This window comes from Actinoplanes sp. NPDC049316 (assembly GCF_040677315.1).
Classification (GTDB): domain Bacteria; phylum Actinomycetota; class Actinomycetes; order Mycobacteriales; family Micromonosporaceae; genus Actinoplanes.
Genome location: NZ_JBFAQM010000041.1, coordinates 24,831 through 51,699, shown reverse-complemented (window position 1 = coordinate 51,699; position 26,869 = coordinate 24,831). Strand labels below are relative to the sequence as shown.

At 71.9% G+C, this 26,869-nt stretch carries 24 protein-coding genes and 1 riboswitch; of the genes, 9 read left to right on the top strand and 15 right to left on the bottom strand.

Annotation, left to right across the window (positions count from 1 at the left end; all coding sequences use genetic code 11):
• Nucleotides 1–45 precede the first annotated feature (45 nt).
• Nucleotides 46–1,083, bottom strand: a complete 1,038-nt coding sequence (locus tag AB0K03_RS37705) for a LacI family DNA-binding transcriptional regulator (protein ID WP_364695786.1) — start codon at nt 1,081–1,083, stop codon at nt 46–48.
• Nucleotides 1,084–1,156: 73 nt separating this feature from the next.
• Here AB0K03_RS37705 and AB0K03_RS37700 point away from each other — a divergent pair, with 73 nt between their 5' ends.
• Both AB0K03_RS37700 and ahcY read left to right on the top strand, forming a co-directional pair.
• On the top strand, nt 1,157–1,600 hold the full coding sequence (locus AB0K03_RS37700; RefSeq protein ID WP_364695783.1) for a phytanoyl-CoA dioxygenase family protein: 444 nt from the start codon (nt 1,157–1,159) through the stop codon (nt 1,598–1,600).
• Between the two features lie 61 nt (nt 1,601–1,661).
• Nucleotides 1,662–1,742: riboswitch (S-adenosyl-L-homocysteine riboswitch) on the top strand.
• A 17-nt stretch (nt 1,743–1,759) separates the two neighbouring features.
• A complete protein-coding gene (gene ahcY / locus AB0K03_RS37695) occupies nt 1,760–3,220 on the top strand; it encodes an adenosylhomocysteinase (protein ID WP_364695780.1) in 1,461 nt (486 codons plus the stop codon).
• A gap of 19 nt (nt 3,221–3,239) precedes the next feature.
• On the opposite strand, the gene AB0K03_RS37690 is transcribed toward ahcY, so the two are convergent.
• The gene (locus AB0K03_RS37690) at nt 3,240–4,061 is read right to left on the bottom strand and encodes an alpha/beta hydrolase (RefSeq protein ID WP_364695777.1); all 822 of its coding nucleotides are present in this window, start codon (nt 4,059–4,061) and stop codon (nt 3,240–3,242) included.
• Between the two features lie 10 nt (nt 4,062–4,071).
• Nucleotides 4,072–6,561, bottom strand: a complete 2,490-nt coding sequence (locus tag AB0K03_RS37685) for a glycoside hydrolase family 3 C-terminal domain-containing protein (RefSeq protein ID WP_364695774.1) — start codon at nt 6,559–6,561, stop codon at nt 4,072–4,074.
• 97 nt (nt 6,562–6,658) lie between these two features.
• On the opposite strand from AB0K03_RS37685, the gene AB0K03_RS37680 reads away from it, so the two are divergent.
• Nucleotides 6,659–8,299 (top strand): Na+/H+ antiporter, encoded by a 1,641-nt coding sequence (locus AB0K03_RS37680; protein ID WP_364695771.1) that lies wholly within the window; start codon nt 6,659–6,661, stop codon nt 8,297–8,299.
• A 3-nt stretch (nt 8,300–8,302) separates the two neighbouring features.
• On the opposite strand, the gene AB0K03_RS37675 is transcribed toward AB0K03_RS37680, so the two are convergent.
• From AB0K03_RS37675 to AB0K03_RS37625, 11 genes are all read right to left on the bottom strand, one after another.
• A complete protein-coding gene (locus AB0K03_RS37675; protein ID WP_364695768.1) occupies nt 8,303–9,901 on the bottom strand; it encodes an ABC transporter permease in 1,599 nt (532 codons plus the stop codon).
• Nucleotides 9,898–10,794: an ABC transporter ATP-binding protein gene (locus AB0K03_RS37670; protein WP_364695765.1), complete on the bottom strand. Its 897-nt coding sequence runs from the start codon at nt 10,792–10,794 to the stop codon at nt 9,898–9,900. The genes AB0K03_RS37675 and AB0K03_RS37670 overlap by 4 nt, the downstream gene beginning before the upstream one ends.
• Nucleotides 10,794–11,423, bottom strand: coding sequence for a TetR family transcriptional regulator (locus AB0K03_RS37665; protein WP_364695762.1), 630 nt, complete (start codon nt 11,421–11,423; stop codon nt 10,794–10,796). Before AB0K03_RS37665 ends, AB0K03_RS37670 begins: the two co-directional genes overlap by 1 nt.
• 12 nt (nt 11,424–11,435) lie before the next feature.
• On the bottom strand, nt 11,436–12,074 hold the full coding sequence (locus AB0K03_RS37660; protein WP_364695759.1) for an aspartate/glutamate racemase family protein: 639 nt from the start codon (nt 12,072–12,074) through the stop codon (nt 11,436–11,438).
• 28 nt (nt 12,075–12,102) lie between these two features.
• Complete coding sequence (locus AB0K03_RS37655) at nt 12,103–12,438, bottom strand: STAS domain-containing protein (RefSeq protein WP_364695756.1); 336 nt, start codon at nt 12,436–12,438, stop codon at nt 12,103–12,105.
• A gap of 101 nt (nt 12,439–12,539) precedes the next feature.
• Complete coding sequence (locus AB0K03_RS37650; protein ID WP_364695753.1) at nt 12,540–13,109, bottom strand: lactate utilization protein C; 570 nt, start codon at nt 13,107–13,109, stop codon at nt 12,540–12,542.
• Entirely contained in the window at nt 13,106–14,521 is a 1,416-nt protein-coding gene (locus AB0K03_RS37645) for a LutB/LldF family L-lactate oxidation iron-sulfur protein (protein WP_364695750.1), read from the bottom strand. Before AB0K03_RS37645 ends, AB0K03_RS37650 begins: the two co-directional genes overlap by 4 nt.
• Complete coding sequence (locus AB0K03_RS37640; protein ID WP_364695747.1) at nt 14,518–15,252, bottom strand: (Fe-S)-binding protein; 735 nt, start codon at nt 15,250–15,252, stop codon at nt 14,518–14,520. The genes AB0K03_RS37645 and AB0K03_RS37640 overlap by 4 nt, the downstream gene beginning before the upstream one ends.
• A gap of 1 nt (nt 15,253) precedes the next feature.
• Nucleotides 15,254–16,660 (bottom strand): rhamnulokinase family protein, encoded by a 1,407-nt coding sequence (locus tag AB0K03_RS37635; RefSeq protein WP_364695744.1) that lies wholly within the window; start codon nt 16,658–16,660, stop codon nt 15,254–15,256.
• The gene (locus AB0K03_RS37630; protein ID WP_364695741.1) at nt 16,657–18,687 is read right to left on the bottom strand and encodes a bifunctional aldolase/short-chain dehydrogenase; all 2,031 of its coding nucleotides are present in this window, start codon (nt 18,685–18,687) and stop codon (nt 16,657–16,659) included. The genes AB0K03_RS37635 and AB0K03_RS37630 overlap by 4 nt, the downstream gene beginning before the upstream one ends.
• Before the next feature lie 105 nt (nt 18,688–18,792).
• Nucleotides 18,793–19,830 (bottom strand): LacI family DNA-binding transcriptional regulator, encoded by a 1,038-nt coding sequence (locus AB0K03_RS37625; RefSeq protein WP_364695738.1) that lies wholly within the window; start codon nt 19,828–19,830, stop codon nt 18,793–18,795.
• A 143-nt stretch (nt 19,831–19,973) separates the two neighbouring features.
• Between AB0K03_RS37625 and AB0K03_RS37620 the strand changes: the two genes are divergently transcribed.
• From AB0K03_RS37620 to rhaI, 6 genes are read left to right on the top strand one after another with little or no spacing between them, the layout of a single operon-like run.
• Nucleotides 19,974–21,464: a sugar ABC transporter ATP-binding protein gene (locus AB0K03_RS37620; RefSeq protein WP_364695735.1), complete on the top strand. Its 1,491-nt coding sequence runs from the start codon at nt 19,974–19,976 to the stop codon at nt 21,462–21,464.
• Entirely contained in the window at nt 21,461–22,483 is a 1,023-nt protein-coding gene (locus AB0K03_RS37615) for an ABC transporter permease (RefSeq protein WP_364695733.1), read from the top strand. Before AB0K03_RS37620 ends, AB0K03_RS37615 begins: the two co-directional genes overlap by 4 nt.
• Complete coding sequence (locus tag AB0K03_RS37610) at nt 22,476–23,465, top strand: ABC transporter permease (RefSeq protein WP_364695730.1); 990 nt, start codon at nt 22,476–22,478, stop codon at nt 23,463–23,465. Before AB0K03_RS37615 ends, AB0K03_RS37610 begins: the two co-directional genes overlap by 8 nt.
• 27 nt (nt 23,466–23,492) lie before the next feature.
• On the top strand, nt 23,493–24,569 hold the full coding sequence (gene rhaS, locus AB0K03_RS37605; protein ID WP_364695728.1) for a rhamnose ABC transporter substrate-binding protein: 1,077 nt from the start codon (nt 23,493–23,495) through the stop codon (nt 24,567–24,569).
• Nucleotides 24,570–24,574: 5 nt separating this feature from the next.
• Nucleotides 24,575–24,889, top strand: a complete 315-nt coding sequence (locus AB0K03_RS37600) for an L-rhamnose mutarotase (RefSeq protein WP_364695725.1) — start codon at nt 24,575–24,577, stop codon at nt 24,887–24,889.
• Nucleotides 24,886–26,052, top strand: a complete 1,167-nt coding sequence (gene rhaI, locus AB0K03_RS37595) for an L-rhamnose isomerase (RefSeq protein ID WP_364695722.1) — start codon at nt 24,886–24,888, stop codon at nt 26,050–26,052. Before AB0K03_RS37600 ends, rhaI begins: the two co-directional genes overlap by 4 nt.
• Before the next feature lie 18 nt (nt 26,053–26,070).
• On the opposite strand, the gene AB0K03_RS37590 is transcribed toward rhaI, so the two are convergent.
• Nucleotides 26,071–26,847, bottom strand: a complete 777-nt coding sequence (locus AB0K03_RS37590; RefSeq protein WP_364695720.1) for an ATP-binding cassette domain-containing protein — start codon at nt 26,845–26,847, stop codon at nt 26,071–26,073.
• Between the last annotated feature and the right edge of the window lie 22 nt (nt 26,848–26,869).

The following is a 26,869-nucleotide window of genomic DNA, read 5'->3' as shown; positions in this document are numbered from 1 at the left end:
TGACGAACGGCGGCGGCGCGATCGGACAGGTCCGGCCGGACGATCTCAGAATTCTGCCGGCGGAGCGTTGTGCGGGGTGATCACCTGGATCGCCGACGGGTTCGACCGTACGGGTCCGGGCAGCGCGCCCTGGGCTTGCATGATCACGTGGCAGGCGCGGCGCAGGTCCTGCCGCAGGTCGTGGTGGAGCACCGCGGAGAGGCGGCGCTGCCGCAGCAGGGCGGTGTTCTCGCCGTCGAGGTCGTGCGCCACGAAGACGTCGTAGCGTCGGCCGGAGCGGTCGAAGGCGTCGATCACGGCCGCGTTGCCGCCGGCGCCCGCGTACATGGAGTAGACGGCTCGGACCGCAGGGTTGCCGGCGAGCACCTCGCGGATTCCGATGTGGACGGCGTCGGCGCGGTCCTCCTCGTCGACGACCTCCAGCAGCCGCCGGCCCGCGGCCCGGGCGCGCATCTCCGCGCGGAAGCCCATCTCCCGCTCGTCCTCGCCGCGGAACGAGCCGTGCCCGCGGACCACGAGCACGTCCCCGGAGCGCTCCGCCAGCCATTCCTGCATGAGGTACGCGGCGGTGGCGCCCGCGGCCCGGTTGTCGATGCCGACGTACGCGGCCCGCGCGCTGGTCGGCAGGTCCGTCACCAGCGTCACCACGGGAGTCCCCTGCCGCGCCAGGCGGGCGACGGAGGCGACGATCTCCGGCACGTCCGGCGCCTTGAGGATCACCCCGTGCGACTTGGTACGCCCCACCTTGTCCAGCATCGCCAGCAGATCGCCCACCCCCGCGCTGTCGAGGAAGTGGAACCGTGACCGGATCACGGCGGGTCGCAGCCCGGGCAGTTCGGCCTCGAGCGCGGCACGGACACCGGTCGAGAACCGCGACGGCGCCTGCACGATCACGTCGATCATGAACGTGCGGCCGCCGAGGCGCAGCTGCGACCGCTGCCGGTCGAGATCAGCGATCGCCTGCTCGACCTCCCGGACGGTGCTCTCGCGCACCCCGCCGCGCCGGTGCAGCACCCGGTCCACAGTGGCCGGGCTGAGGCCGGACTGGGCGGCGATCTCGCGGATCCGGTACGGGTGCTTCACGCCGTACACGATGAGGGGTTTTTGAGGTTGTTTCAAGGGTCTTTGATGGCGTTTCAGCCCCTAGCCTGACGAGATGACGACCTGGTTGCCGGCGGCCGGCTGCCGCCTCGCGGACCTGCGGGTCCTGGTGGAGCAGACGACGGACGCGGCCGGCTACCCGCTCGCCGCCGCCGTCGACCACAACGTGCTGATCTACGACCGGACGATCCTGGCGGCCGACCGGCGGGCCGCGGCGGCCGAACTGGCCGAGGGCAACCACGTGCAGCTGCCGCTCACGAAGGGCGACGCCGCGTTCTTCAACCCGGCGGTGTTCCACGGCGCGGGTACGAACCGCAGCACGGACGTCAAGCGCATGGCCAACCTCCCCACCGACCTGGACCGTGACCAGCCCATCGGCGGCCTGGCTCCGCAGACACAGGCCGAATTGATGCATCAGGCGCTGGCCGAGCAGTGGGACACGTCACAGTTCGAGAAGGCCCTGCACGACCAGCGCGAACGGCGGCACGTCGGCGGCTGACGATTCCCGATCTTGAAGCGACGGCGCTATGGTGGACGGGCGCCCTCCAGCGGCGCTGCCCCTGGCCGAGAGGCGCTGCGACGGACCTGCCGGTCCGCCACGCTCGGCCCGTGGGCCACTGTCGAAAGGGCGCCTCCTGAAGAGGGGGTGCCCTTCTCCATGTCACCACAGCTCCAGCAGCTCAACGGCATCGACTTCGCCGTGGCCGACCTCTCGCTGGCCCCGTTCGGCCGGCACCAGATGCGCCTCGCCGAGCACGAGATGCCCGGCCTCATGTCGATCCGCGAGGAGTACCGCGAGGCCCAGCCGCTGCGCGGCGCCCGCATCGCCGGCTCGCTGCACATGACCATCCAGACGGCCGTGCTGATCGAGACCCTGGTCGCGCTCGGCGCGCAGGTCCGCTGGGTCTCCTGCAACATCTTCTCGACCCAGGACGAGGCCGCCGCGGCCATCGTCGTCGGCCCCGAGGGCACGGTCGAGGCCCCCTCCGGCACGCCGGTCTTCGCCTGGAAGGGCGAGACGCTGGAGGAGTACTGGTGGTGCACCGAGCAGCTGTTCGACTTCGGCGACGGCCTCGGCCCGAACATGATCCTCGACGACGGCGGCGACGCCACCCTGCTCGTGCACAAGGGCCGGGAGTTCGAGCTGGCCGGCGCGGTCCCCGCGACCACCGCCGAGGACAGCCACGAGTACACGGTCATCCTCGACACGCTGCGCCGCAGCCTGGCGTCCGACCCGCAGCGGTTCACCAAGATCGCCGCTGAGATCAAGGGTGTCACCGAGGAGACCACCACCGGCGTGGCGCGGCTCTACAAGTTCGCCAAGACCGGCGAGCTGCTGTTCCCGGCGATCAACGTCAACGACTCGGTCACCAAGAGCAAGTTCGACAACAAGTACGGCATCCGCCACTCGCTGGTCGACGGCCTCAACCGGGCCACCGACGTGATGCTCGGCGGCAAGCTGGCCGTGGTCTGCGGCTACGGCGACGTCGGCAAGGGCTCCGCCGAGACGCTGCGCGGCCAGGGCGCCCGCGTCGTGGTGACCGAGGTCGACCCGATCTGCGCGCTGCAGGCGGCCATGGACGGCATGCAGGTCGTCCGGATCGAGGACGTGGTCTCCGAGGCCGACATCTTCATCACCACGACCGGCGGCACCGACATCATCACGGTCGAGCACATGGCCGCGATGAAGCACAACGCGATCGTCGGCAACGTCGGCCACTTCGACGACGAGATCGACATGGCCGGCCTCGCCAAGGTGCCGGGTATCGAGAAGGTCGAGGTCAAGCCGCAGGTGCACGAGTGGCGCTTCCCGGACGGGCACGCGATCCTCGTGCTCTCCGAGGGCCGGCTCATGAACCTGGGCAACGCCACCGGTCACCCGAGCTTCGTGATGTCGAACTCGTTCACCAACCAGGTGATGGCCCAGATCGAGCTCTGGACCAAGCCGGACGAGTACGAGAAGCAGGTCTACGTCCTGCCGAAGCACCTCGACGAGAAGGTCGCCCGGCTGCACCTGGACGCGCTCGGCGTCCGGCTCACCGAGCTCACCAAGAAGCAGGCGGAGTACCTGGGCGTGGCGGTCGAGGGGCCGTACAAGCCCGACCACTACCGCTACTGAGCCACTCCCGGGGGCCGCGTCATCCGGCGCGGCCCCACCGGGCGATCCTGTCGAGGAGGCTGCGCCCCAGCGCGTTGCCCGGCTCCAGGATCGCGGTCTGGAAGACGTGCGGCATCTGCTCGTAGACGTCGACCTCGACCTTCGTACCGGCGGTGGACGCCTTCTCCGCGAAGCGCAGGGTGTCGTCCCGCAGCGCCTCCGCCCCGCCGACCACCATCACCAGCGGCGGCAGCTCGGCCAGGTCGCCGTACAGCGGGGACTGCGGGGCCCGGTCGCCCGGCGCGCCGCCGAGATACCGCCCGATCAGCCGGGTCAGCAGCTCCCTGGTCACCGGATCGTTCGGCGAGTCGTCCACCGACGCACCGGTCACCGCCAGGTCGGTGACCGCGGACCAGGTCAGCACTCCCGCCGGCAGTTGCTCGCCCGTCTCCTTGAGCCGCAGCAGCATCGAGAGCGTCAGCGTGGCCCCGGACGACTCCCCCAGCATGATGATCTTCGCTGCCGGCACCCCGGAGCCCACCAGCGCCCGGTACGCCGCCAGCACGTCGTCGAGCGGCTGCGGGTACGGATGCGCCGGCGCGAGGCGGTAGTGCACCACCAGCACCGGGCGGCCGGTGGCCCGGGAGAACTCGTACGCGGCCCGGTTCATCAGCGGCGCATGCCGGTGCTCGAAGCCGCCGCCGTGCACGTAGATCAGGTGTCCCGCCTCGTCGGAGGCGTTCTCGGCGCGGACCACCACGCCCGACGGCACCGGCACCGGCTCGACCGGGATGTCGAAGGACAGGCCGGCGAAGCCGGGCACGGCGGCGCCGTCCGGCACGGGCAGCACAGTGAGGTCCATGCCGTGAGGTCTACCGGCCGCTCGTGACCCCGGCAACCGGATTCGGCGGCAGCGACACCTGGCCGGTGAGTCGCAGATCCCGCGACGACGAGCCCACCGAGATCCGGTACGCGCCCCCGGCCGTCACCCACCCGCCGTCCCAGTGCTGGAAGCTGCGCGCGTCCAGGGTGGTGGTGATCCGGCGGGACTGCCCGGGCGCCAGCGTCACCCGGTCGAAGCCGCGCAGGTTGTTCGGTGGTTCCCCGGTGGCCGCGGGCTGCCCGACGTACACCTGGGCGGTCTCGGCGCCGGCCCGGCCGCCGGTGTTGGTGATCGTGTACGAGACCGGCACCGAGCCGTCCGGGCGGGGCGCGCCGACGCTGAGGTCCGCGTACGCGAACGTCGTGTACGACAGCCCGTGGCCGAAGGGGAACAGCGGCGTCACGCCCTGCGCGTCGTACCAGCGGTAGCCGACCCGCAGCCCCTCGGAGTACTCGCCGCCGGGCCACCGTCGCGGGGCTGCCGCCGGCACGTCGGCCAGGGTGCGCGGGAACGTGACCGGGAGCTTGCCGGAGAAGTCGACGTCGCCGAAGAGCAGGGCGGCCAGCGCGTGCCCGTACTCCTGGCCCGGATACCAGGCCTGGATCACCGCGCGGACCGAGCCCGCCCACGGCATGGCGACCGCGGAGCCGGTGTTGACCACCACGACCGTGTTGCGGTTGACCGCGGCCACGTCGCGGACCAGGCGGTCCTGGTCGGCGGAGAGGCTGATGTCCCGCAGGTCGGCGCCCTCGGTGCCGAACTTCCCGACCACCACCACGGCCAGGTCCGTCCGCGCCGCGGCCGCCACCGCGTCGTCGTGCAGCCGCTGGCCGGGCCGGGTCCAGCCGAGCGCGAGGACGGCGTTGCCGGTGAACTGCGCGTACTCGATCTCCACCGGCACCGGCCGGCCCGCGGTGAGCGTGACCGTGCCGGTACGGGTACGCCGCCCCGCCTCGGCCCAGCCGTTGTCGACGACCGTCCGGCCGCCGATCCGCAGCCGGCCGCCGTCACTGCTGGTCAGCGAGAACGTGTACGTGCCGGTGGCCGGCGGGGTCAGGGTGCCGGTCCAGCGCGCGGACCAGTTCTCCTTGATCCCGATGCCGGCGTTCCCGGCGCGCCACTCCGCGTCGAGCGCCGCGTCGGTGCGCGTGGCGACCGGTGGGCCGCTCAGCGTCGTACCGCGGAAGAACTCCGCCCGCAGCCCGGCGCCGAGCACCTCCGCCTCGACCGGCGGCAGCGCGCCGTCGGCGCGGACGGTGCCCGGCTGGTAGGTCACCTCGGCGCCCGCACCGGCCCGCTCCTTGATCCCCTGGTACGGCGACACGACGTACGGCGGGTTCACCCGGGCGCTGCCGCCGCCCTGGCTCAGCACGCTCGCCCCGCCGCCGCTGCCGAGCACGGCGATCGACCGTACGCCCGGCCCGGCCGGCAGCAGCGCGCCGTCGTTCTTCAGCAGCACGCTGCCCTGCTCGGCCACCCGGCGCGCGACCGCGGCGTGCGCCTCGTTCGTGACCACCGCGGTCAGATCGCCGGTCTGCTTCCGGTCGAACAGGCCCTTGCGGATCATCGCCGTGAGGATGCGCCGGACATGCTCGTCGACGTCGGCCAGTCCCGCCTCGGCGGCCACGGTGAGCGGTGCGCCGAAGTACCGGCTGTCGGGCATCTCCATGTCGAGGCCGTTGGCCACGGCCGGCAGCGTCGAGTGGGTGCCGCCCCAGTCGGAGGTGACGAAGCCCGTGAACCCCAGCTCGTCGCGGAGGATGCGGTGCAGCAGGTCGCCGTTCTCGCAGGCGTACGCGCCGTTGACCGGGTTGTAACCGCACATGACCGAGTCGACGCCGGCCGCGATCGACGCCTCGAACGCGGGCAGGTAGATCTCCCGCAGCGTCCGCTCGTCGATCCGCGCGTCGCTGCCCATCGTGTTGCGGGCGGTCTCCTGGTTGTAGACCGCGAAATGCTTGACCTGCGCCATCGGGCCCTCGGCGCGGATGCCCCCGAGCTCCGCGGCCGCCGCCCGCCCCGCGAGGTACGGGTCCTCGCCCAGGGACTCGAAGGCCCGGCCCCAGCGCGGGTCCCGCACGATGTTGACGGTGGGCGCGAGGGCGACGTTCGTACCCTTGCCCCACTGCTCGGCGCCGATGACCCGGCCGTACTCGTGCAGCAGAGCCGGGTCCCAGGCTGCCGCGGCGGCGACCGGCGCGGGCAGCTGGGTGACCCCGGTGGTGTCGTTGCCGACGCCTGCCGGTCCGTCCTGCAGGTGCAGCGCCGGGATACCCAGCCGGGGGTTGCCGTCCACGCACCCGATGTAGCCGCACTCGGCGCCGCCGTGCATCATCGTCAGCTTCTCGGCCAGGGTCATCCGCCTCAGCAGCGCCTCGGCCCGCTGCTCCGGCGTCGCCGACGGTTCGCGGCCGCCCAGCCCGGCCGGCACCGCGCAGAGCAGCAGGCCCACCACCACGGCCGTACGCGCCAGCCGCATGGACCCTCCCCGCCTTCCGATCACACCAGCGCGCAGCCTAACCGCGGCCGACCCGGCCATGATCGCGAGATCGTCCGCGGTCCGGGAGAATGGGACGGTGCATATCGAGGCGACACTGCTGTTCATCCTGGCGGGAATCGCGGTCATCGTCGCCGCGCGGTGGTTCGGCGACCGGACGGGCATACCCGCGGCCGCGCTGCTCACTGTGCTCGGCATCGCGTACGCCGTCCTGCCGGGGCCCAACGTCGAGCTCGAACCGGAACTCGTCCTGACCCTCGTGCTGCCGCCGCTGCTCTACTCGGCCGCGCTCGACTCCTCGCTGCTGGACATCCGCCACAACCTGCGGACCGTGGTCAGCCTCTCGGTCGTCCTCGTGCTCCTCACCGCGCTGCTCATCGGCGTCGGCTTCCACTTCTTCGTGGCCGGGGCGACGCTCGCCGCCGGCGTGGCGCTGGGCGCCGCGGTGGCCCCGCCGGACCCGGTCGCCGCGCTGGCGGTCGGCAAGAAGGTCGGGCTGCCCCGCAACATCGTCACGCTGGTGCAGGGCGAAGGGCTGCTCAACGACGCCACCGCGCTGACCCTGCTCAGCGTCGCCGTGTCCGCGGCCGTGGGCGGGACGTTCTCGTTCTCCGCCGCCGTGGGCGAGTTCGTCATCTCCGCGGCGGGTGGCGTGATCGGCGGCATCGTGGTCGCGTACGCGAACCGCGCCACCCGTCCGCTGTGCCAGGACCCGATCATCGCGAACGCCGTCTCGCTGGCGACGCCGTTCGTGGCGTACCTGCTGGCGGAGCGGGTGCACGTCTCGGGCGTGCTCGCGGTGGTGGTCGCCGGCCTCATCGTCGGGCACGACGCTCCCCGGCTGGTCTCCGGCGCGAGCAGGCTGCAGGTCTCCGCGGTGTGGCGGCTCGTCGACTTCGTCCTCGAAGGGCTGGTCTTCCTCCTGATCGGCCAGCAGCTCCCGCGCGTCATCAAGGGGCTCTCGGAGTTCAGCACCTCCACGATCGTCATCGCGGTGGCGGTCTCGGTCGGCGTGGTGCTGCTGCTGCGCCCGCTGTTCCTCATCGTCACGCAGAGCCTGCCGCGCTGGATGCACTCCCGGCTGGGCGGCGAACCGGACGCCGACGACACGAACCGCCGGCTGAACGGCCGGGAGATCACCGCGCTGAGCTGGTCGGGCACCCGCGGCGTCATCACGCTCGCCGCGGTCTTCACCATCCCGGCGCGTACCGACGACGGCAACCCGTTCCCCGACCTGGACCTGCTGCTGTTCTGCGCGTTCGTGGTCGTGCTCGTCACGCTCGTGGGCCAGGGCGTCACGTTCGCGCCGCTGGTGCGCAGGCTCGGGCTGAAGGCCAACCAGGCCGACCTCATCCGGTTGCGCAACGAGGCCCGCTCGGCGTCGGTCCAGGCCGCCCTCGACCGGCTCGACGAGATCAAGCACCAGCGCCACGACCACGTGGAGGACCAGGCGATCGAGGTGATGCGCCGGCAGCTCGGCCACCGCCTCGAGCGCTACCGCCGCCGCCTCGACATGCTCGACCAGGCGGACTCCGACGAGGTCCCGGTCTCCCCGCAGTACGAGGCGGCGCTGCGGGTGCGCCGCTCGGTGATCGACGCCCAGCGCGAGGAGCTGCTGCGCTGGCGGGACGTGGGACGGCTCTCGGACGAGGGTCTGCGCGTCCTCGAACGCGAGCTGGACCACGAGGAGCGCCTGCTTCCGGACCGGTCCGCTTCCTGATCTCTACAGGACGGGCACGTCGCGGCGGCGGAAGCCGGCCAGCCCGGCCGCGGTCATCGCCGCCGCGACCAGCGTCAGCGCCACGAGCGGCGGCGCGGCGACGTTCCCGCCGGGCAGGCGCGGCACGTGGGTGAACGGCGAGATGTCGAGCACCCACTGGTCGAGATTCAGCGCCGCCCCGAGGAGCAGCAGCAGGAAGCAGGCCGCCACCACGCCCCACGCGGCCGGCGCCAGCCGCGGCAGCAGCCCGAAGAGCAGGACGGTCAGCGCGGCCAGCACCCACACCGCGGGCACCTGGGCCAGCGCGCCGCCGAGGACGCCCGGAAACTCGCCGGCGACGTCGCCCAGGCTCATGCCGGCGGTCAGGCCGGAGACCACCCCGGCGGCGGCCAGCGCGAGGGCCGGCCCGGCCAGGGCGAACACCAGGTGGCTGCCGATCCAGCGCAGCCGGGCGGTCGCCGTGGCGAGCACCACCTCCGCGTGGCCGGTGCTCTCCTCGTCGCGCAGCCGCAGGGTGGCCTGCACGGCGTACGCCGCGGCGATGAGCCCCAGGATGCCGCTCGTCGCGACGAAGAAGTTGTCCACCGCGCCGGACGCGCCGCCCATCCGGGCGAAGACCTCGGCCATGTCCGCGTTGTCGTCGGTCAGCTCGGCCACGCTCTGCGCCACGCCGCCGAAGACCAGCCCGAGCGCGGCGAACCCGGCGATCCAGCCCACCAGCAGCCCGCGGTGCAGCCGCCACGCCAGCGCGAACGGGCCGCCGAGGGCGGGCGAGGCGGCCGCCGGACCCAGCCGGGGAGCGATCAGACCGGCGCCGACGTCGCGCCGGGCCGCCAGGGCTGCCGCCCCGGCCACCAGCAGTCCGGTGAGGACGATCGCGAGGGCGGCGGGCCACCATCGGTTCTCACCGTACGGATACATGCGCTGCAGCCAACCGATCGGCGAGAGCCACGCCAGCCAGCCCAGCGTGCCGCTGCCCGTGTCGCTCACGTCGCCGGCGAGGCGCAGCACGTACGCGACGCCGAGCGCGATCACGGCGATCGAGCGGGCGGTCCGGGCACCCCCGGCCAGTTGCGCGGCGACCGCGCCGACTCCGGTGAAGATCCAGCCGGCGAGGCCGAACTCCGCGGCCAGCACGGCCGACCCGGCGGCCGGCAGGCCCTGGGCGGTCATCAGGGAGGCCAGGATCAGCGCGAGCACCACGTTGGCGCCGAGCGTGGTGATCACCGCGGCCGCCAGCCCCGCGTGCCGGCCGACGACGCCGGAACCGATCAGCTCGGTGCGGCCCGCCTCCTCCTCCGTACGCGTGTGCCGGACGACCGTGAGCAGGCTGAACAGCGCGATCATCACCGGGATGAAGCCGCCGCGCCAGGCGACCAGCTCGCCGAGGCTGCTGCCGTGCAGGGGCCCGTACAGCCCGACGAAGCCGGCGTTGCCCGCGCTGACCCGGGCGTACTCGAGGCGATCGGCGGCGGTCGGGAACAGGCTGTCGAAGGAGGAGACGTAGATTGCCGGGACGCAGCCGAGCACCACCGCCCACAGCGGCAGCAGCGCCCGGTCGCGCCGCACGATCAGGCGGATGAGCTGCCACGTCCCGGTCATCGCGGCTGCTCCTTGCGGTATTGGCGCAGGAACAGCTCCTCCAGGGTGGGCGGATGGCTGGTGAGGCTGCGGACCCCGACGCCGACCAGCGTGCGCAGTGCGGGCTCGAGCGCGTCGGTGTCCACGTCGAAGGTGACGCTGTGGTTCTCGGCGCGCAGCGCGTGGATGCCGGGCAGCGTGGCGAGGCCGTCGACCGGGCCGGCCAGCTCGGCCTGGATGGTGGTGCGGGTCAGGTGCCGCAGGTCGGCCAGGGTGCCGCTCTCGACCGTACGGCCCTCGCGGATGATCGTGATCCGGTCGCAGAGCGCCTCCACCTCGCTGAGGACGTGGCTGGAGAGCAGCACCGTACGGTCGCCGCGCCGGCGTTCCTCCCGGACGACGTCGCGGAACGCCGCCTCCATCAGCGGGTCCAGCCCGGAGGTCGGCTCGTCGAGGATCAGCAGCTCCACATCGGAGGCCAGCGCCGCGACGAGGGCCACCTTCTGCCGGTTGCCCTTGGAGTAGGTCCGGGCCTTCTTGCGCGGGTCCAGGTCGAAGCGTTCCAGCAGGTCGGCGCGGCGCTTGGGGTCGAGCCCGCCGCGCAGCCGGCCGAGCAGGTCGATCACCTCGCCGCCGGAGAGGTTGGGCCACAGCGTGACGTCGCCGGGCACGTACGCGAGCCGCCGGTGCAGCGCCGTCGCGTCGGACCACGGGTCCCCGCCGAGCAGCCGGGCGGTCCCGGCGTCGGGGCGGATCAGCCCGAGCAGGATGCGGATCGTCGTGGTCTTCCCGGCGCCGTTGGGGCCCAGGAAGCCGTGCACCTCGCCCGTCCCGACGCTCAGGTCGAGACCCTGCAGGGCCTGGGTACGCCCGAAGCTCTTGCTGAGCCCCGCGACGCTGATCGCCTCGGTCATCATGACTCCTCAGGAGTACTCATGAGCCGGTCAAGGGCGGCGTACGCCTGCTCGGCCTGCTCGGGCGGGAGCAGCGGCTGGGAGAAGACCTCGACCGCGGCCCGGAGCATGCGCAGATGCCCGTGGGGCTGCCGGGTGTCCTCGCCGATCGCCACCGATATCTGGTCGCGCATCATGAACATGCCCATCTGCAGCGCGCAGAGGACCGCCGCGTACGTCCGCGGGTCGGCGGACTTGACGGGGGCCTTCTCGTACCACTGCTCGGCCTCGTCGACCATGCGCTGGAAGAGGTTGGCGCCGCTGGCCGAGCCGTCCAGGGTGGAGCGGATGAGGTAGCTCTGCAGCCGCAGCGGGGCCGCGCGGATCGCGTCGTAGATCAGGCGCTCGTTGCTCGCCCCCGCCTCGACGTAGGGGGCGCGGATCCGGGCGATCTCGGCCATCGCGTACTCGTCGCAGGCGTCGCGCAGGCCCTCCTTGGACCCGAAGTGGTGGCGCAGCAGCCCGGACGAGACGCCGGCGGCCTGCGCGATGTCGCGGACGGTGGCCCCGCCGATGCCGCGCTCGGCGAAGAGGTCGATGGCGGCGTCCCGGATGCGGGCGCGGGCGGTCAGGTCCCCCGTACTACTCACGCGTGCAGATTACTACACAGTTGTGTAGTCCTCCAGGGTGCGAAGGACGGCGATGCGTGGGCTGCAGAACACCGGCTTGCCGAGATCCGAGAGCATCTGTTCGGCGGCGGCCATGCTGGCCTGGGCGAGCACGATGACGTCCACGTCGAGCGTGCGGGCGTGCTCGGCCACCCGCCGGGCGTACGCGTGGTGATCGCCCGCCTCGAAGAGCGGCCAGGCGTCGAGGCAGGGGGCCCGGACGATCTCGGTGTCCGGTCGCGCGCAGGAGGCGAGCAGCTCGCACGTCGGCCCCAGCGTGGACGCGGTGCTGGCCACCACGCCGATCCGGGTGCCGGCCGCGACGGCCGCCTCTGCCATCGGCCGGTCCACCCGGAGCACGGGTACGCCGACAGCCGAGCCCATCCGCTCGGCGTGACCACCCAGCGTGGAGCACGTGCACACGATGACGTCCGGGCCGAGCGCGGCCACCTCCCGCAGCCGTGCCAGCAGCCGGCGCTCGAGGTCGTCGTCCAAGCCCCGCTCGCGTGCGTCGGCGAGCAGGCTCTCGTCGACGACATGCACGTCGGCGCAGGCCGGGCCGAGCTCCCGGAGCAGCTCACGGAAGGTGGCGACGTGCACCTCGGCGGTGTGCAGGAACCCGATGGTGGTCATCGGCCCAGCTTGCCCGAGAGGGCCGGGGTCAGGCGCAGAGGATGGCGGTCAGGCCGGTGATGTCGAAGACGCGCCGGATGTGCGGCGGGACGTTGACGACGACCAGCGCGCAGCCCGGTTTGCGATGCTGAACCAGCGCGTTGATGCCGGACGAGTCGAGGAAGCTGACCTCCGACAGATCCACCTCGACCCGGCGCCGGCCGGGCACGGCCTCGGCCAGCGCATCGGCGAAGAGCGGCGCGGTGGCCTGGTCGATCTCGCCCGCGCAGCGCAGGCGCGCGTAGTCATCGGTCGCCTGCACCGCGGTGACGGTCAGCAGCTGCTCCGGCACGGTGAGCGGTTCGTGCGTCAGACGGTCGGCCATCGGGACCTCCACGACGAGGGTCGATGGCCAGCCTATACACCTGGACGGCCGGACGGCAGCATCGCGGAACGGATAGTCACCATCGTGGCACGCTGCACGGGTCAGCGCTCGGCGAGGATCACGTGGAGACGCCGCGGACCGTGCACGCCCTCGACCCGGTTGAGCTCGATGTCGCTGGTGGCGGAAGGCCCGCTGATCCAGGTCAGCGGGCGGCGCGGGTCCAGACGGGCGATGGCGTCCGGCACCGAGGCGACGACCTGATCCGGGCGTACGACGCAGATGTGCAGGTCCGGCAGGAGCGAGATCACCCGCCGCCCCTGATCGGGCGACCCGTCGAGCACGATCGTGCCGGTCTCGGCGACGGCGACCGTGGCGGCGGTGAGCACCGCGTCGGCATCGTGCTCGTCATCGACCGTCGGCACGCCCGGCGGCAGCCATGCCGGGTCGAGTCCCGGCGGCACGACGAGCCGCCCGGGCTCGAGCGAGGCGACGATCCCGGCGACGTCGGAGCTGCGGTGGACCACGGCCTTGTAGTCGACGAGACGGTCGACGAGCCGCTCGACGTCCGCCTTCTCCGTGCCGGCCCGGCGGTAGGCGCGCGGCACGTCCGGCGTGGCGGTGTCGCCGAGCGCCGCCCGGATCCGGCCGAGGATGAGGTCCTTGCTGCTCATCGCCCGGCCCACCAATCGCGGAACGTCTCGGGTGGCGGCTGCGGGAGGTCCCGGCCGGCGGTCCAGCCGTTCAGCGGCGGGGGCAGCCGCTTGACGTGCCGGCTGAGCCTGGCGGCGTGCTGCGCGCGGGCGTACAGGGCGGGGTGGTCCATCGTGTACGCCGCGGCGGCCATCGCGATCCGCTCGGCGCGCGGGTGCGGCGCCTCGTTGCGCAGGTGCACGAGGACCGACGGGATGTCGATCTTCACCGGGCAGGCGTCGAAGCAGGCCCCGCAGAGCGAGGAGGCGTACGGCAGCGACGCGTTGTCGGCCACCCCGGTGAGCTGCGGCGACAGCACCGCGCCGATCGGGCCGGGGTAGACCGACCCGTACGCGTGCCCGCCGGTCCGCTCGTAGACCGGGCACACGTTCAGGCAGGCGGAGCAGCGGATGCAGTGCAGCGCCTGGCGTCCCACCTCGTCGGCGAGCACCGCGGTGCGCCCGTTGTCCAGCAGCACCAGGTGGAACTCCTGCGGTCCGTCGCCCGGCGTCACCCCGGTCCACATCGACGTGTACGGGTTCATCCGCTCCCCCGTCGACGCGCGAGGCAGCAGCTGGAGGAACACCTCGAGGTCGCGCCACGTGGGCACCACCTTCTCGATGCCCATCACGGTGATCAGCGTGTCGGGCAACGTGAGGCACATCCGCCCGTTGCCCTCGGACTCCAGCACGACGAGGGTGCCCGTCTCGGCGACCGCGAAGTTGGCTCCCGAGACCGCCACCTTGGTGCTCAGGAACGTCTCGCGCAGGTAGCGCCGGGCGGCCGCGGCGAGCGTCGCCGGGTCGTCGGTGAGCGCGGGGTCCACGCCGGGCATCTCGCGCAGGAAGATGTCGCGGATCTCCGTACGGTTGCGGTGGATGGCCGGGACCAGGATGTGGCTGGGCTTGTCGTGGCCGAGCTGGACGATGAGCTCGGCCAGGTCGGTCTCGACCGGGGCGATCCCCGCCTCCTCGAGCGCCTCGTTGAGCCCGATCTCCTGGGTGGCCATCGACTTGACCTTGATGACCCGGCGGTGCCCGGTGGCCCGGACCAGGCCGGTGACGATCCGGTTGGCCTCGGTGGCGTCGGCCGCCCAGTGCACCACGCCGCCGGCCGCGGTGACCTTCTCCTCGAGCTGTTCGAGCAGCTCGGGCAGGCGCGCCATGGTCGCGGCCTTCAGCGCGGAGCCGGCGGACCGCAGCTCCTGCCAGTCGGGCAGCTCGGCGACGACCGCGCCGGACTTGCCGCGGATCGTGGTGGTGGCGTGGGCCAGGTTGCGGCGCAGCTGCTCGTTGCCGAGCGCCTTGCGGGCCGCGTCGGGGAAGGACTCGTCGCCGCGCAGGTGACCGACGCCGCGGGGCGCGGTCGCGGGCATCCCGAGGAATGTGCTCATGCCGGCTCCGTCGCTGCGAGGATTTCCGCCAGGTGGACCGTCCGCACCTTCGACCCGAGCCGGGACAGGCCGCCGCCGATGTGCATGAGACAGGAGGCGTCGCTGGCCGTGCAGACCTCGGCGCCGGTCTGGAGCACGTGGCGCATCTTGTCGGCGAGCATCGCCGCCGAGGTGTCCGCGTTCTTGAGCGCGAACGTGCCGCCGAACCCGCAGCACTGCTCCGCGGCGGGCAGGTCGACCAGCTCCAGGCCACGGACGTGGCGCAGCAGCCGCAGCGGTTTGTCGCCGACCCGGATCATGCGCAGCGAGTGGCAGGTGGGGTGGTACGTGACCCGGTGCGGGTAGGACGCGCCCACGTCCTCCACCCCGAGCACGTCCACCAGCAGCTCGGACAGCTCGTACGTGTGGCCCGCCACGTCCTCGGCGCGGGCGGCCAGCGACAGGTCACCCGCGCCCTTCGCGACCATCGCGTGCTGGTGGCGCACCGAGCCCACGCACGAGCCCGAGGGCGCGACGATCACGTCGTACGGGGCGAACGTGCGCACGTGGCGGCGTACCAGGGAAAGCGCGTCCTTCTGGTAGCCGGTGTTGATGTGCATCTGCCCGCAGCAGGTCTGCCCCGGCGGGAAGACCACCTCGTGGCCCAGGCGCTCCAACAGCGTGACCGTCGCCTTGGCCGCCGCCGGGAACATGGTGTCGGCCAGGCACGTCACGAACAACGCGATCCGCACATCAGCCTCCCAGCCGCCGCTCGACCGCCTGCCACGCCGCCTCGTCGCCGCGTGGCTCGTAGCGCGCGATGTGCTGAGTCTCCCGCAGGAGGGCCCGCATTGCCGAGAGGTCGCCGCCGATCGTTCCGGCGGCCCGCGCCTGCACGAGAACGTTGCCCAGCGCGGTGGCCTCGACCGGACCCGCCAGCACCGGCCGCCCGCACGCGTCCGCGGTGAGGCGGCAGAGCAGCTCGTTGCGGGCGCCGCCGCCGACGATGTGCACCACGTCGACGCGCCGGCCGGAGAGCTCCTCCGCCTGGCGGACCGCCCGGCGGTGGGCCAGCGCGAGACTGTCCATGATGCAGCGGACGATCTCGGCCCGCCCCGGCTCGCGCCCGAGACGCTCGCAGATCCGGCGTTGCATGCCGCCGGGCGGCAGGAAGACCGGGTCGTCGAGGTCGACCACGGCCTGGAACGCGGGTACGGCCTCCGCCGCGCGCAGCAGTCCGGGCAGGTCCGGGTCGCCCCACTCGCGCAGGCACTCCTGCAGCGGCCAGAGACCCATCACGTTACGCAGATAGCGAACCGTCCCGTCGACACCGGCCTCGTTGGTGAAGTTCGCCAGCCGCGACGCCTCGGTCAGCACCGGGGCGTCCAGCTCCACCCCGACCAGCGACCACGTCCCGCACGAGATGTACGCGAAATCCGGCGACCCGGCTGGCACGCCCACCACCGCCGACGCGGTGTCGTGGGACCCGACGGCGATGACGTCGGGCGTACCCACGCCCGCCTCGGGCAGGACCGGCCCGATCACCGTGCCGGGCTGCCGCAGCCGCGCGAAGAGCCCCGGCCGGATGCCGAGCGTGGCCATCAGATCCGTGGCCCATTCCCCGGTCCGCACGTCGAGCAGCTGCGTCGTCGAGGCGTTGGTGACCTCGGCCCCGCGCTCGCCCGTCAGCCAGTACGCGAGCAGATCCGGGATCATCAGCAGCTGCCGCGCGGCCTCCAGCTGCGGCGTCCCCGCGGCCGCCACGAGCTGATAGATCGTGTTGAAGGGCAACTTCTGCAGGCCGGTACGCGCGTACAGCCGGTCCTCGGGGATCGTCGCGGCGACCTTGGCCGCCACCCCGTCGGTCCGCGAGTCCCGGTAGTGCACCGGGTTGCCCAGCAGCGCCCCGCTCGCGTCCAGCAGGCCGTAGTCGACCGCCCACGAGTCGATGCCGATGCCGTCGACCGGGCCGGCCCTGCGCAGTCCTTCGAGGACGCCGCGGTGGAGCGCGAGGATGTCCCAATGCAGGGTGCCGGCGGCCCGTACCGGCTCGTTGGGGAACCGGTGCACCGGCGTCAGCTGGAGGACGCCGGGACCGACCCGGCCGGCCATGACCCGCCCGCTGGACGCGCCGAGGTCGACCGCCGCGAACGTCGTCACCGCAGGAACGCAGCCGCGACGCCGGCGTCCACCGGGACGTGCAGGCCCGTCGTGTGCGACAGCTCGCCGCCGGTGAGCACGAACACCGCGTTCGCGACGTGCTCGGGCAGGACCTCGCGCTTGAGCAGGGTGCGCTGGGCGTAGAACTCGCCGAGCTTCTCCTCCGGTACGCCGTACACGGCGGCGCGCTGGGCGCCCCAGCCGCCGGCGAAGATGCCGGAGCCGCGGACCACGCCGTCGGGGTTGACGCCGTTGACCCGGATGCCGTGCCCGCCGAGCTCCGCGGCGAGCAGGCGCACCTGGTGGGCTTGATCGGCTTTCGCGGCGCCGTACGCGACGTTGTTCGGCCCGGCGAACAGCGAGTTCTTGCTCGAGATGTAGACGATGTCGCCGCCCCTGCCCTGCGCGATCAGCACGGCGGCCGCGGCGCGGGACACCAGGAACGACCCCTTGGCCATCACGTCGTGCTGCAGGTCCCAGTCGGCCTCGGTGGTCTCCAGCAACGGCTTGGAGATGGAGAGCCCGGCGTTGTTGACGACCAGGTCCACGCCGCCGAAGGCGAGCACGGCCGCGCGCATCGCCTGCTCCACCGCGTCGGCGGAGGTCACGTCCGCCCCGACGGCCACCGCCTGGTCCGGACCACCGATCTCGCCGGCGACCCCGGTGGCCGACTCGAGGTCACGGTCGGCGACCACGACGCAGGCCCCCTCGGCCGCGAGCCGCAGCGCGACGGCCCGCCCGATGCCGGAACCCCCTCCGGTCACGAAGGCGACCCGGGTGGCGAGCGGCTTCGGCTTCGGCAGGCGCCGCAGCTTCGCCTCCTCCAGGGCCCAGTACTCGATGCGGAACTTCTCCGACTCGTCGATCGGCGCGTACGTGGACACCGACTCGGCACCGCGCATCACGTTGACGGCGTTGACGTAGAACTCGCCGGCGACCCGGGCGGTCTGCTTGGTGGCGCCGAAGCTGAACATGCCGACGCCGGGGACGAGGACGATCGCCGGGTCCGCGCCGCGCATGGCCGGGCTGTCCGGGGTGGCGTGCCGCTGGTAGTAGGCGCGGTAGTCCTCGCGGTACGCCGCGTGCAGCTCCCGCAGCCGCGCCTCCACCTGCTCCAGCGGCGCGCCGGGCGCGATGTCCACGACCAGCGGCTTCACCTTCGTACGCAAGAAGTGGTCCGGGCAGGACGTGCCGAGCGCGGCGAGCGCGGGCATCCGTTCGCGGCCCACGAAGTCGAGCACGACCGCGGCGTCGGTGTAATGGCCCACCTGCGCCCGGTCGGTCGAGGCAAGGCCTCGGATCAGCGGGAACAGCGCCGCGGCCCGTTCCCGGCGGGCGGCCTCGGGCAGCGGCTCGTACACCAGCGCGCCGAACGGCTCGGCACGCCCGTGCTCGGCCAGGTACGCCGCCGCCGTACCGATGATCTCCAGGGAGCGCGCCTCGCACTCGTCGCTGGTCGCGCCCCAGGCGGTGATGCCGTGTCCGCCGAGGATGACGCCGATGGCCTGCGGGTTGGCCCGCTGCACGGCGGCGATGTCGAGCCCGAGCTGGAAGCCGGGCCGGCGCCACGGCACCCAGAGCACCCGATCGCCGAAGATCTCCTTGGTGAGCGCCGGGCCGTCGGCGGCGGTGGCGAGCGCGATGCCGGCGTCGGGATGCAGATGGTCGACGTGCGGGGCCTCGACCAGGCCGTGCATGGCGGTGTCGATGGACGGCGCGGCGCCGCCCCGGCCGTGCAGGCAGTAGTCGAACGCGGCCACCATCTCGTCCTCGCGCTCGACGCCCGGGTACACCCCGGTGAGCGCCCGCAGCCGGTCGAGGCGCAGCACCGCGAGGCCGGCCTCGGTCAGCGTGCCGAGGTCGCCGCCGGATCCCTTGACCCACAGCAGGTCGACGGGGGCACCGGTGACCGGATCGGTCTGCGACCCCTTCGCCGAGGTGTTGCCGCCCGCGTAGTTGGTGGTGCGCGGGTCGGCGCCGAGACGGTTGCTGCGGCCGAGCAGATCGGCGACCACCGAGTTGGTCATCAACGCTCCTTAAGATGAAACGTTTCATAGATATCGATAAGGCTACGGGGCTTGCCCAACGCCGGTCAAGAGACCGACGGGGAAACGGCTGGATCTGAAACGTTGTCAGAAGACCTTGGGGCGCAGCACCGTCGACGCCCGGGCCACCAGCTCGGGCACGAACGAAAGCTGCTGGTGCTGGTGCCGCCCACCGGCGGCCTCCTCCAGCACCAGTTGCGCGGCCGCCCGGCCCAGCTCCTGGCGCGGCTGGCGCACCGAGCTGAGCGGCACGGCCGCCGCCGCCGCGAACTCGATGTCGTCGAAGCCGACGATCGCGAGGTCCTCCGGGACGCGCAGGCCGGCGCCGATGCTCTGCTGCAGCAGCCCTAGCGCGAGCAGGTCGTTCGCACAGAACGCCGCGGTGGGCCGGCGCCGGGCCGGGATGCCGGCGAGCCGCTCGCCCGCCGAGCGGCCCTCGGCGACGCTGAGCGCGGCGGTCGGCAGATAGCTGAGGTCCTCGGCGGGCAGCCCGAGCTCCGCCCAGATCTGGCGCGCGCCCTCGAGCCGCTCGCGGACCTGACCGAGCGACTCCGGACCACCGACCACCGCGACCCGGGTGTGGCCCTGCTCGGCCAGGTGCTCGACGGCGATGCGGCCGCCCAGCACGTCGTCCACCGCGACCGAGCAGAAGGCGCCGCCCGCGGCGACCCGGTCGACGATGACCACCGGGATCCCCCGCCGGGAGATCTCGGCCAGATGCGGGGCGTCCGGGTTCACCGGCGTGATCAGGACGCCCTGGACCCGCTGCTGCATCAGCCGGTCGAGGTGCACCGCCTCCCGGTCGGCGCGCCCGTTGCTGGTGCAGATGAACAGCGACAGATCGGCCTCCTCGGCGGCGAGCTCGATGCCCTGCGCGACGTCGTGGAAGAACGGGTTGCTGCCGTCGAGCATCACGTACGCCAGGGTGCGGCTGGTCCCCGCGCGCAGCTGCCGCGCCGACTCGTTGCGGACGAAGCCGAGCTCGGTCATCGCCCGCTCGACGCGCTCGCGGGTGGCCGGGCTGACCACCTCGGGCCGGTTCATCACGTTCGAGACCGTGCCGAGGGAGACACCCGCGGCGGCCGCGACGTCCTTGACGGACGGGGTCCTGCCGTTCCCGACCACTGCGCCCCCTTGAAACGTTGAAGCGACATCCTACGGTATCCGGCCGCCCGGGTTTCGATCGAACGCTTGACACCTGTGATCGGGGCCACCTACGTTCGTCCCACGGCGTCTGAAACATTTCAAACACGCGTACGGAGGTGACCATGGGCGCGGTGCTCGAGGTGCGCGACGTGACCAAGTCGTTCGGCGCCGTGGCGGCCGTCCAGGGGGTCAGCTTCGCCCTGCACGCCGGCGAGGCGCACGCCCTGGTCGGCGAGAACGGCGCCGGCAAGTCCACGATCGTCAAGATGCTCGCCGGGGTGCACCGGCCGGACACCGGCACGCTGGCCGTCAACGGCAGGGACGTCGACTTCGCCGGGCCCGCCGATGCCAAGGCCGCCGGGATCGCGGTCATCTACCAGGAGCCCACGCTCTTCCCGGACCTGTCCGTCGCGGAGAACATCGCGATGGGCAACCAGCCGCTGACCCGGCTGCGGCAGATCGACCGCAAGGCGATGAAGGCGACCGCGGAACGGCTGTTCACGCGGCTGGGCGTGCACATCGACCCGGCCCGACCCGCCCGGGGACTGTCCATCGCCGACCAGCAGCTCGTCGAGATCGCCAAGGCGCTGTCCAGCGAGGCGCGCGTGCTCGTCATGGACGAGCCCACCGCCGCGCTCAGCGGCGTCGAGGTGGACCGGCTCTTCGCGGTCACCCGGGCGCTGCGCGACGAGGGCGCGGCGATCATGTTCATCTCGCACCGGTTCGAAGAGATCACCGCGCTCTGCCAGCGCGTCACGATCCTGCGCGACGGCCGGCACGTCTGCACCGAGCCGGTCGCCGGTCTGAGCGTCGACGACATGATCCGCCGCATGGTCGGCCGCGACCTCAGCGCGCTGTACCCCAAACAGGAAGCGACGATCGGCGAGACCGTGCTCGAGGTCGAGGGGCTGAGCCGCGAGGGCGTCTTCCGCGATGTCAGCTTCACCGTCAAGGCCGGGGAGATCGTCGCGCTGGCCGGGCTCGTCGGCGCCGGCCGCTCTGAGGTGATGCAGGCGGTGTTCGGCGTCGACCGGTACGACTCCGGCTCGGTGCGCTTCCTCGGCAGACGGCTCAAGCCGGGCTCACCGCGGGCCGCGATGGCCGCGGGTATGGGCCTCGTGCCCGAGGACCGCCGCCAGCAGGGGTTGATCATGGAGCTCTCGATCGAACGCAATGTGACGCTCCCCCGCTCGCGGGCGCTGGCGAAGCTGGGTCTCCTGCTCGGCGGCGCGGAGCGGCGTGAGGCCGCGGGCTGGACGCAGCAGCTGCAGACCAAGCTGGGCCGGCTCTCCGATCCGGTCGGCACGCTGTCCGGCGGCAACCAGCAGAAGGTCGTGCTGGCCAAGTGGCTGGCGACCGGGCCCCGGCTGCTCATCGTCGACGAGCCGACCCGCGGCATCGACGTCGGCACCAAGGCCGAGGTGCACCGCCTCCTGTCCGGTCTGGCGGCGCGCGGGCTCGCCGTCGTCATGGTCTCGTCCGAGCTGCCCGAGGTGCTCGGCATGGCCGACCGCATCGTCGTCCTGCGGGAGGGGCACGTCGCCGCCGAGCTGACCCGCGCAGAAGCCACCGAGGAGTCCGTCATGTACGCGGCCATGGGACAGACGTCATGACGGCCGCTCTCGTCACGAAGACGAAGCGTCCCGGCCTGTCGCTGAACGGGCTGGTGAAGACGCGGGAGCTGGGAATCATCCTGGCGCTGGCGATCCTCGTCGTCTTCACCACCGTCAACCATCCCCGCTTCCTGTCCGGCCAGAGCATCCGCGACATCCTGCTCAACACCGCGATCCTGGCGGTGATGGCGGCCGGCCAGGCCGTCGTCGTCATCACCCGCAACATCGACCTCTCCGTCGGCTCGGTGCTCGGCCTGAGCGCCTTCACCGTGGCCACGATGATGAGCGCGAACCCCGGCCTGCCGATGATCGTGGCGCTGCTGGCGGGGCTCGCGGTCGGCGCCGTGGCCGGCCTGGTCAACGGCGTGCTGGTCCGGTACGGCCGGGTCCCCGCCCTCGTGGTCACGCTCGGCACGCTCTACATGTTCCGCGGGATCACGTACTCGTGGGCCGGGGGTCAGCAGGTCAACGCCGACGAGCTGCCCCGGCACTTCCTGCGGTTCGCCAACGCCTCGGTGCTGGGGATCCCGTGGCTGGTGCTGATCGCCGTGGTGGTGGTCGGCGGGGTCTCGGTGCTCATGCGCAACTACCGGGTCGGCCGCGAGCTGTACGCGATGGGCTCCAGCCCCCAGGCCGCGGAGCTCGCCGGCATCCGGGTCGCCCGCAACCTGCTCGGCGCGTTCCTGCTCAGCGGCGCCCTGGCCGGGCTGGCCGGCGTCCTCTTCGCCGCCCGCTTCGGCACGGTCGACGCCTCGGCCGGCACCGGCTACGAGCTCAACGTCGTCGCCGCGGTCGTGGTCGGCGGGGTCGCGGTCTTCGGCGGCAGCGGCACCGTGTGGGGTGCGGGCCTGGGCGCGCTGCTGCTCACGGTGATCGGCAGCGCCCTGGCCGTCCTCGACATCAACCAGTTCTGGCAGCAGGCCATCGTCGGCGCGCTGATCCTCTTCGCCATCTGCGCCGACCGCCTGGTCGCCGTCCGCATCGCCCGCTCGCTGAGGAAGAGGGACAGCCATGTCTGAGCTGAGACGTCGCCTGGCGAGCTGGGACAGCATCATCATCGCCCTGACGGTGCTCGTGCTGGTGATCGCGTCGCTGGGCGTACCCAACTTCGGCACCAGCCGGAACTTCACCTTCCTGATCCTGGACCTGATGCCGATCGTGCTGGTCGCGCTGCCGATGACGTTCATCATCGTGACCGGCGAGATCGACCTCTCGGTCGCGAGCACGCTGGGCCTGACCAGCTCGCTGATGGGCTGGTGCTGGAACAACGGCCTGTCGATCGAGATGATCATCCCGCTCTGCGTGCTGGCCGGCGCGGCGCTCGGGGCGTTCAACGGCTTCCTGGTCACCGGTCTCGGCCTGCCCTCGCTGGCGGTCACGATCGGCACGCTCGCGCTCTACCGCGGCCTCGCGTTCGTGGTGCTGGGCGACGGGGCGGTCGCCGACTTCCCGTGGAACTACACCGGCTGGGTCACCGGCACGATCGGCGACGGCGCCGTACCGAACGTGCTTCTGCTCATCATCGCGCTCGCCCTGGTTTTCGGGGTGGTCCTGCATGCGACGCCGTTCGGCCGATCGCTGTACGCGATCGGCGCGAACGCCCAGACCGCGCATTTCTCCGGCATCCGGGTGGCCCGCACCAAATTCTGGCTGTACGTCGCCAGCGGAGCGATCGCCGGCCTCGTGGGTGTGCTGTGGACGCTGCGGTACTCCAGCGCCCGCGCCGACAACGGCTCGGGGCTCGAGCTGGCCGTGGTCGCCGCGGTGCTGCTCGGCGGCGTCTCCATCTTCGGTGGCAAGGGCTCCCTGCCCGGCGTCCTCGCCGGCGTGGTGCTGCTCGCCGCGCTCCAGAACGCCCTGCGGTTGCAGGACGTCTCCGGTCAGGCTCTCAACATCGTCACCGGGGCCCTGCTGGTGCTCTCGGTCCTCCTGCCCAACGTCGCCTCCTCGATCCGCGCCACCTGGCACCGGCGGAGACTCCGCCAGGCCGCCGCCCACTGAGTTCCCCCGCTCGCATAGGAGTCCGTCATGCTTCGCACCCCTCGCCGGCTACTGACCGCTACCAGCGCCTCACTTCTCGTCCTGGGCCTCGCCGCGTGCGGCGGCACCACGAAGGACAGCGCGTCCTCGAACGGCGGCGCGGCCGCCCAGCCCGGCGCCTCGGCCGACCCCAACGCCAAGACGAAGGAGGGTCTGAAGATCGCCTTCCTGCCCAAGCAGCTGAACAACCCGTACTCGGACGTGGAGACCGGCGGCGGGAAGGTGGCTGTCGGCGAGCTCAAAGGCGAGTACAAGCTGGTCGGCCCGAACGACGCCAGCGCGTCCTCCCAGGTCAGCTATATCAACACGCTGATCCAGCAGCAGCAGGACGTGATCGTGGTGGCGGCCAACGACCCGAACGCGGTCTGTCCCTCGCTCAACCAGGCCCGCCAGGCGAAGATCAAGGTCGTCTCGTTCGACTCCGACGCCTCCAAGGACTGCCGGGACGCGTTCATCAACCAGGCCACCACCCAGGGCATCGGCGAGAGCCTGGTGAAGATGGCGAACGAGCTGGCCGGCGGCGAGGGCGAGATCGCGATCCTCTCGGCCACCCCGAACGCCACGAACCAGAACGCCTGGATCGAGGTGATGAAGAAGGAGCTGGCCAAGCCCGAGTACGCGAAACTCAAGCTGGTCAAGACCGCGTACGGCAACGACGACGACCAGAAGTCGTTCCAGGAGGCGCAGGGCCTGCTGCAGTCGTACCCGAAGCTCAAGGTCATCGTCTCCCCCACCACCGTGGGCATCGCCGCGGCCTCGCGGTACGTCAGCTCGTCGAACTACAAGGGCAAGGTGGCGATCACCGGACTGGGCCTGCCCAACCAGATGCGCGAGTACGTCAAGGACGGCACGGTGAAGAAGTTCGCGCTGTGGAACCCGGCCGACATCGGCTACCTGGCCGCGTACGCCGGCGCCGCGCTCGCCTCCGGGCAGATCACCGGCAAGCAGGGCGAGAAGTTCACCGCCGGCAGACTCGGCGAGTACACGATCGGCGCCGACGGCGAGATCGTGCTCGGCCCGCCGACCGAGTTCACCGCCCAGAACATCGACCAGTTCAACTTCTAGAAGCCATGCGCTACTGCTTCCAGCTCCAGATCCGTCCCGATCGGATCGACGAGTACGTGGAGCGCCACAAGGCCGTGTGGCCCGAGATGCAGGACGCACTCCGGGCCACCGGCTGGCGCAACTACTCCCTCTTCCTCCGCGAGGACGGGCTGCTCATCGGCTATGTCGAAGCGGACGACCTCGCGGCGTCGCGAGCGGCGATGGAGGCGCTGGACGTCAACGCCCGCTGGCAGGCCGAGATGGCGGCATTCTTCTCCGGCACCACCCCGTCGGAGGACTTTCCGCAGCTCACCGAAGTCTTTCACTTGGAGTCGTCATGACTGACACGTCCGCCGTCAAACGCGCGCTCGCCGCCCAGCGCATCGAGACACCCTCCTGGGCGTTCGGCAACTCGGGCACCCGCTTCAAGGTCTTCACCCAGCCCGGCGTCCCGCGCAGCCCCGAGGAGAAGATCGCCGACGCCGCGGCCGTGCACCGGTTCACCGGCGTCGCGCCCACGGTCGCCCTGCACATCCCGTGGGACAAGGTGGACGACTACCACGCGCTCGCCGAGTACGCCGGCTCGCTGGGCGTCGGCATCGGAGCCGTCAACACCAACGTCTTCCAGGACGACGACTACAAGCTGGGGTCGGTCACCAACCCCGATCCGGGCGTACGGCGCAAAGCCACCGACCACCTGCTCGAGGCCATCGACATCATGGACGCGACCGGCTCACGCGACCTCAAACTGTGGTTCTCCGACGGCATCAACTACCCCGGCCAGGACGACCTGCGCAACCGCCAGGACCGGCTGGCCGCGGCGCTGCGCGAGACGTACGACCGGCTCGGCGGCGACCAGCGCATCCTGCTGGAGTACAAGCTTTTCGAGCCGGCCTTCTACGCCACCGACATCCCCGACTGGGGCACGTCGTACGCCCACTGCGTCGAGCTCGGCGAGAAGGCCACGGTCTGCATCGACACCGGCCACCACGCGCCGGGCACGAACATCGAGTTCATCGTGGCGTTCCTGCTGCGGCAGAGGAAACTCGGCGCCTTCGACTTCAACAGCCGCTTCTACGCCGACGACGACCTGATGGCCGGCGCCGCGGACCCGTTCCAGCTCTTCCGCATCATGTACGAGATCGTCCGCGGCGACGCGCTCGACCCGGCGTACGGCATCACCTTCATGCTCGATCAATGTCACAACATCGAGACTAAGATACCTGCCATCATCCGCTCGGTGCTCAACATCCAGGAAGCCACCGCCAAGGCTCTGCTCGTCGACCGCGAGGCGCTGGCCAAGGCACAGACCGACGGCGACGTGCTCGAGGCCAACGCGGTGCTGATGGACGCGTACAACACCGACGTGCGGCCGCTGCTCGCCGAGGTCCGTACGGACATGGGCCTCGACCCGGACCCGGTCGCGGCGTACAAGCGCAGCGGCTACCAGGAGAAGATCGTGGCCGAGCGAGTCGGGGGCCGGCAGGCGGGATGGGGCGCCTGACCGGCCCGCGACCCGGTCTCAGGCGGCCGCCTGCGGGGGCGGCGGGGCGGCGCCGGTCATGATGGCGACCGCCTCCGACATGGAGTGCGACTTCGGGGTGATGACCGTCGCGCGCCGGCCGAGGCGCTGGATGTGGATGCGGTCCGCCACCTCGAAGACGTGCGGCATGTTGTGGCTGATCAGGATCACCGGCAGGCCCCGGTCGCGGACGTCGCGGATCAGCTGGAGGACGCGGTTGCCCTCCTTGACGCCCAGCGCGGCCGTGGGCTCGTCGAGGATGACCACCTTGCTGCCGAACGCCGCCGACCGGGCCACCGCCACCGCCTGGCGCTGGCCGCCGGAGAGCGACTCCACCGCCTGGCCGATGTTCTGCAGCGTGCCGATGCCGAGCTCGGACATGTGCCGCCGGGCCTCCGAGCGCATGTGGCCGCGGTCCAGCATCCGGAAGACCGAGCCGAGGACGCCCGCGCGCCGCTGCTCGCGGCCCAGGAACAGGTTGTCGGCGATGTCGAGGCCGGGTGCGACCGCGAGGGTCTGGTACACGGTCTCGATGCCGGCCTCGCGCGCCTCCATCGGGTTGCGGAAGTGCACCCGCTTGCCGTCGAGGTAGATCTCCCCGCTGTCCGGGATCAGCGCCCCGGACAGCGCCTTGATCAGGCTGGACTTGCCGGCCCCGTTGTCGCCGATGACCGCGAGGATCTCGCCGGGGTAGAGCTCGAGATCGCTGCCGTCGATCGCCACGACCCGGCCGTAACGTTTCGTGAGGCCTTTGGCCTGCAGAACCGGAGTAGTCATGCTGGCGCCTCCTTGTCATGCC

Excerpts from the sequence above, each read along its gene's own strand:
- AB0K03_RS37700 (WP_364695783.1), top strand. The coding sequence starts at position 1,157 with ATGACGACCTGGTTGCCGGCGGCCGGCTGCCGCCTCGCGGACCTGCGG.
- ahcY (WP_364695780.1), top strand. The coding sequence starts at position 1,760 with ATGTCACCACAGCTCCAGCAGCTCAACGGCATCGACTTCGCCGTGGCC.
- AB0K03_RS37690 (WP_364695777.1), bottom strand. The coding sequence starts at position 4,061 with ATGGACCTCACTGTGCTGCCCGTGCCGGACGGCGCCGCCGTGCCCGGC.
- AB0K03_RS37685 (WP_364695774.1), bottom strand. The coding sequence starts at position 6,561 with ATGCGGCTGGCGCGTACGGCCGTGGTGGTGGGCCTGCTGCTCTGCGCG.
- AB0K03_RS37675 (WP_364695768.1), bottom strand. The coding sequence starts at position 9,901 with ATGACCGGGACGTGGCAGCTCATCCGCCTGATCGTGCGGCGCGACCGG.
- AB0K03_RS37670 (WP_364695765.1), bottom strand. The coding sequence starts at position 10,794 with ATGACCGAGGCGATCAGCGTCGCGGGGCTCAGCAAGAGCTTCGGGCGT.
- AB0K03_RS37660 (WP_364695759.1), bottom strand. The coding sequence starts at position 12,074 with ATGACCACCATCGGGTTCCTGCACACCGCCGAGGTGCACGTCGCCACC.
- AB0K03_RS37655 (WP_364695756.1), bottom strand. The coding sequence starts at position 12,438 with ATGGCCGACCGTCTGACGCACGAACCGCTCACCGTGCCGGAGCAGCTG.
- AB0K03_RS37650 (WP_364695753.1), bottom strand. The coding sequence starts at position 13,109 with ATGAGCAGCAAGGACCTCATCCTCGGCCGGATCCGGGCGGCGCTCGGC.
- AB0K03_RS37645 (WP_364695750.1), bottom strand. The coding sequence starts at position 14,521 with ATGAGCACATTCCTCGGGATGCCCGCGACCGCGCCCCGCGGCGTCGGT.
- AB0K03_RS37630 (WP_364695741.1), bottom strand. The coding sequence starts at position 18,687 with ATGACCAACTCGGTGGTCGCCGATCTGCTCGGCCGCAGCAACCGTCTC.
- AB0K03_RS37620 (WP_364695735.1), top strand. The coding sequence starts at position 19,974 with ATGGGCGCGGTGCTCGAGGTGCGCGACGTGACCAAGTCGTTCGGCGCC.
- AB0K03_RS37615 (WP_364695733.1), top strand. The coding sequence starts at position 21,461 with ATGACGGCCGCTCTCGTCACGAAGACGAAGCGTCCCGGCCTGTCGCTG.
- AB0K03_RS37610 (WP_364695730.1), top strand. The coding sequence starts at position 22,476 with ATGTCTGAGCTGAGACGTCGCCTGGCGAGCTGGGACAGCATCATCATC.
- rhaS (WP_364695728.1), top strand. The coding sequence starts at position 23,493 with ATGCTTCGCACCCCTCGCCGGCTACTGACCGCTACCAGCGCCTCACTT.
- AB0K03_RS37600 (WP_364695725.1), top strand. The coding sequence starts at position 24,575 with ATGCGCTACTGCTTCCAGCTCCAGATCCGTCCCGATCGGATCGACGAG.
- rhaI (WP_364695722.1), top strand. The coding sequence starts at position 24,886 with ATGACTGACACGTCCGCCGTCAAACGCGCGCTCGCCGCCCAGCGCATC.
- AB0K03_RS37590 (WP_364695720.1), bottom strand. The coding sequence starts at position 26,847 with ATGACTACTCCGGTTCTGCAGGCCAAAGGCCTCACGAAACGTTACGGC.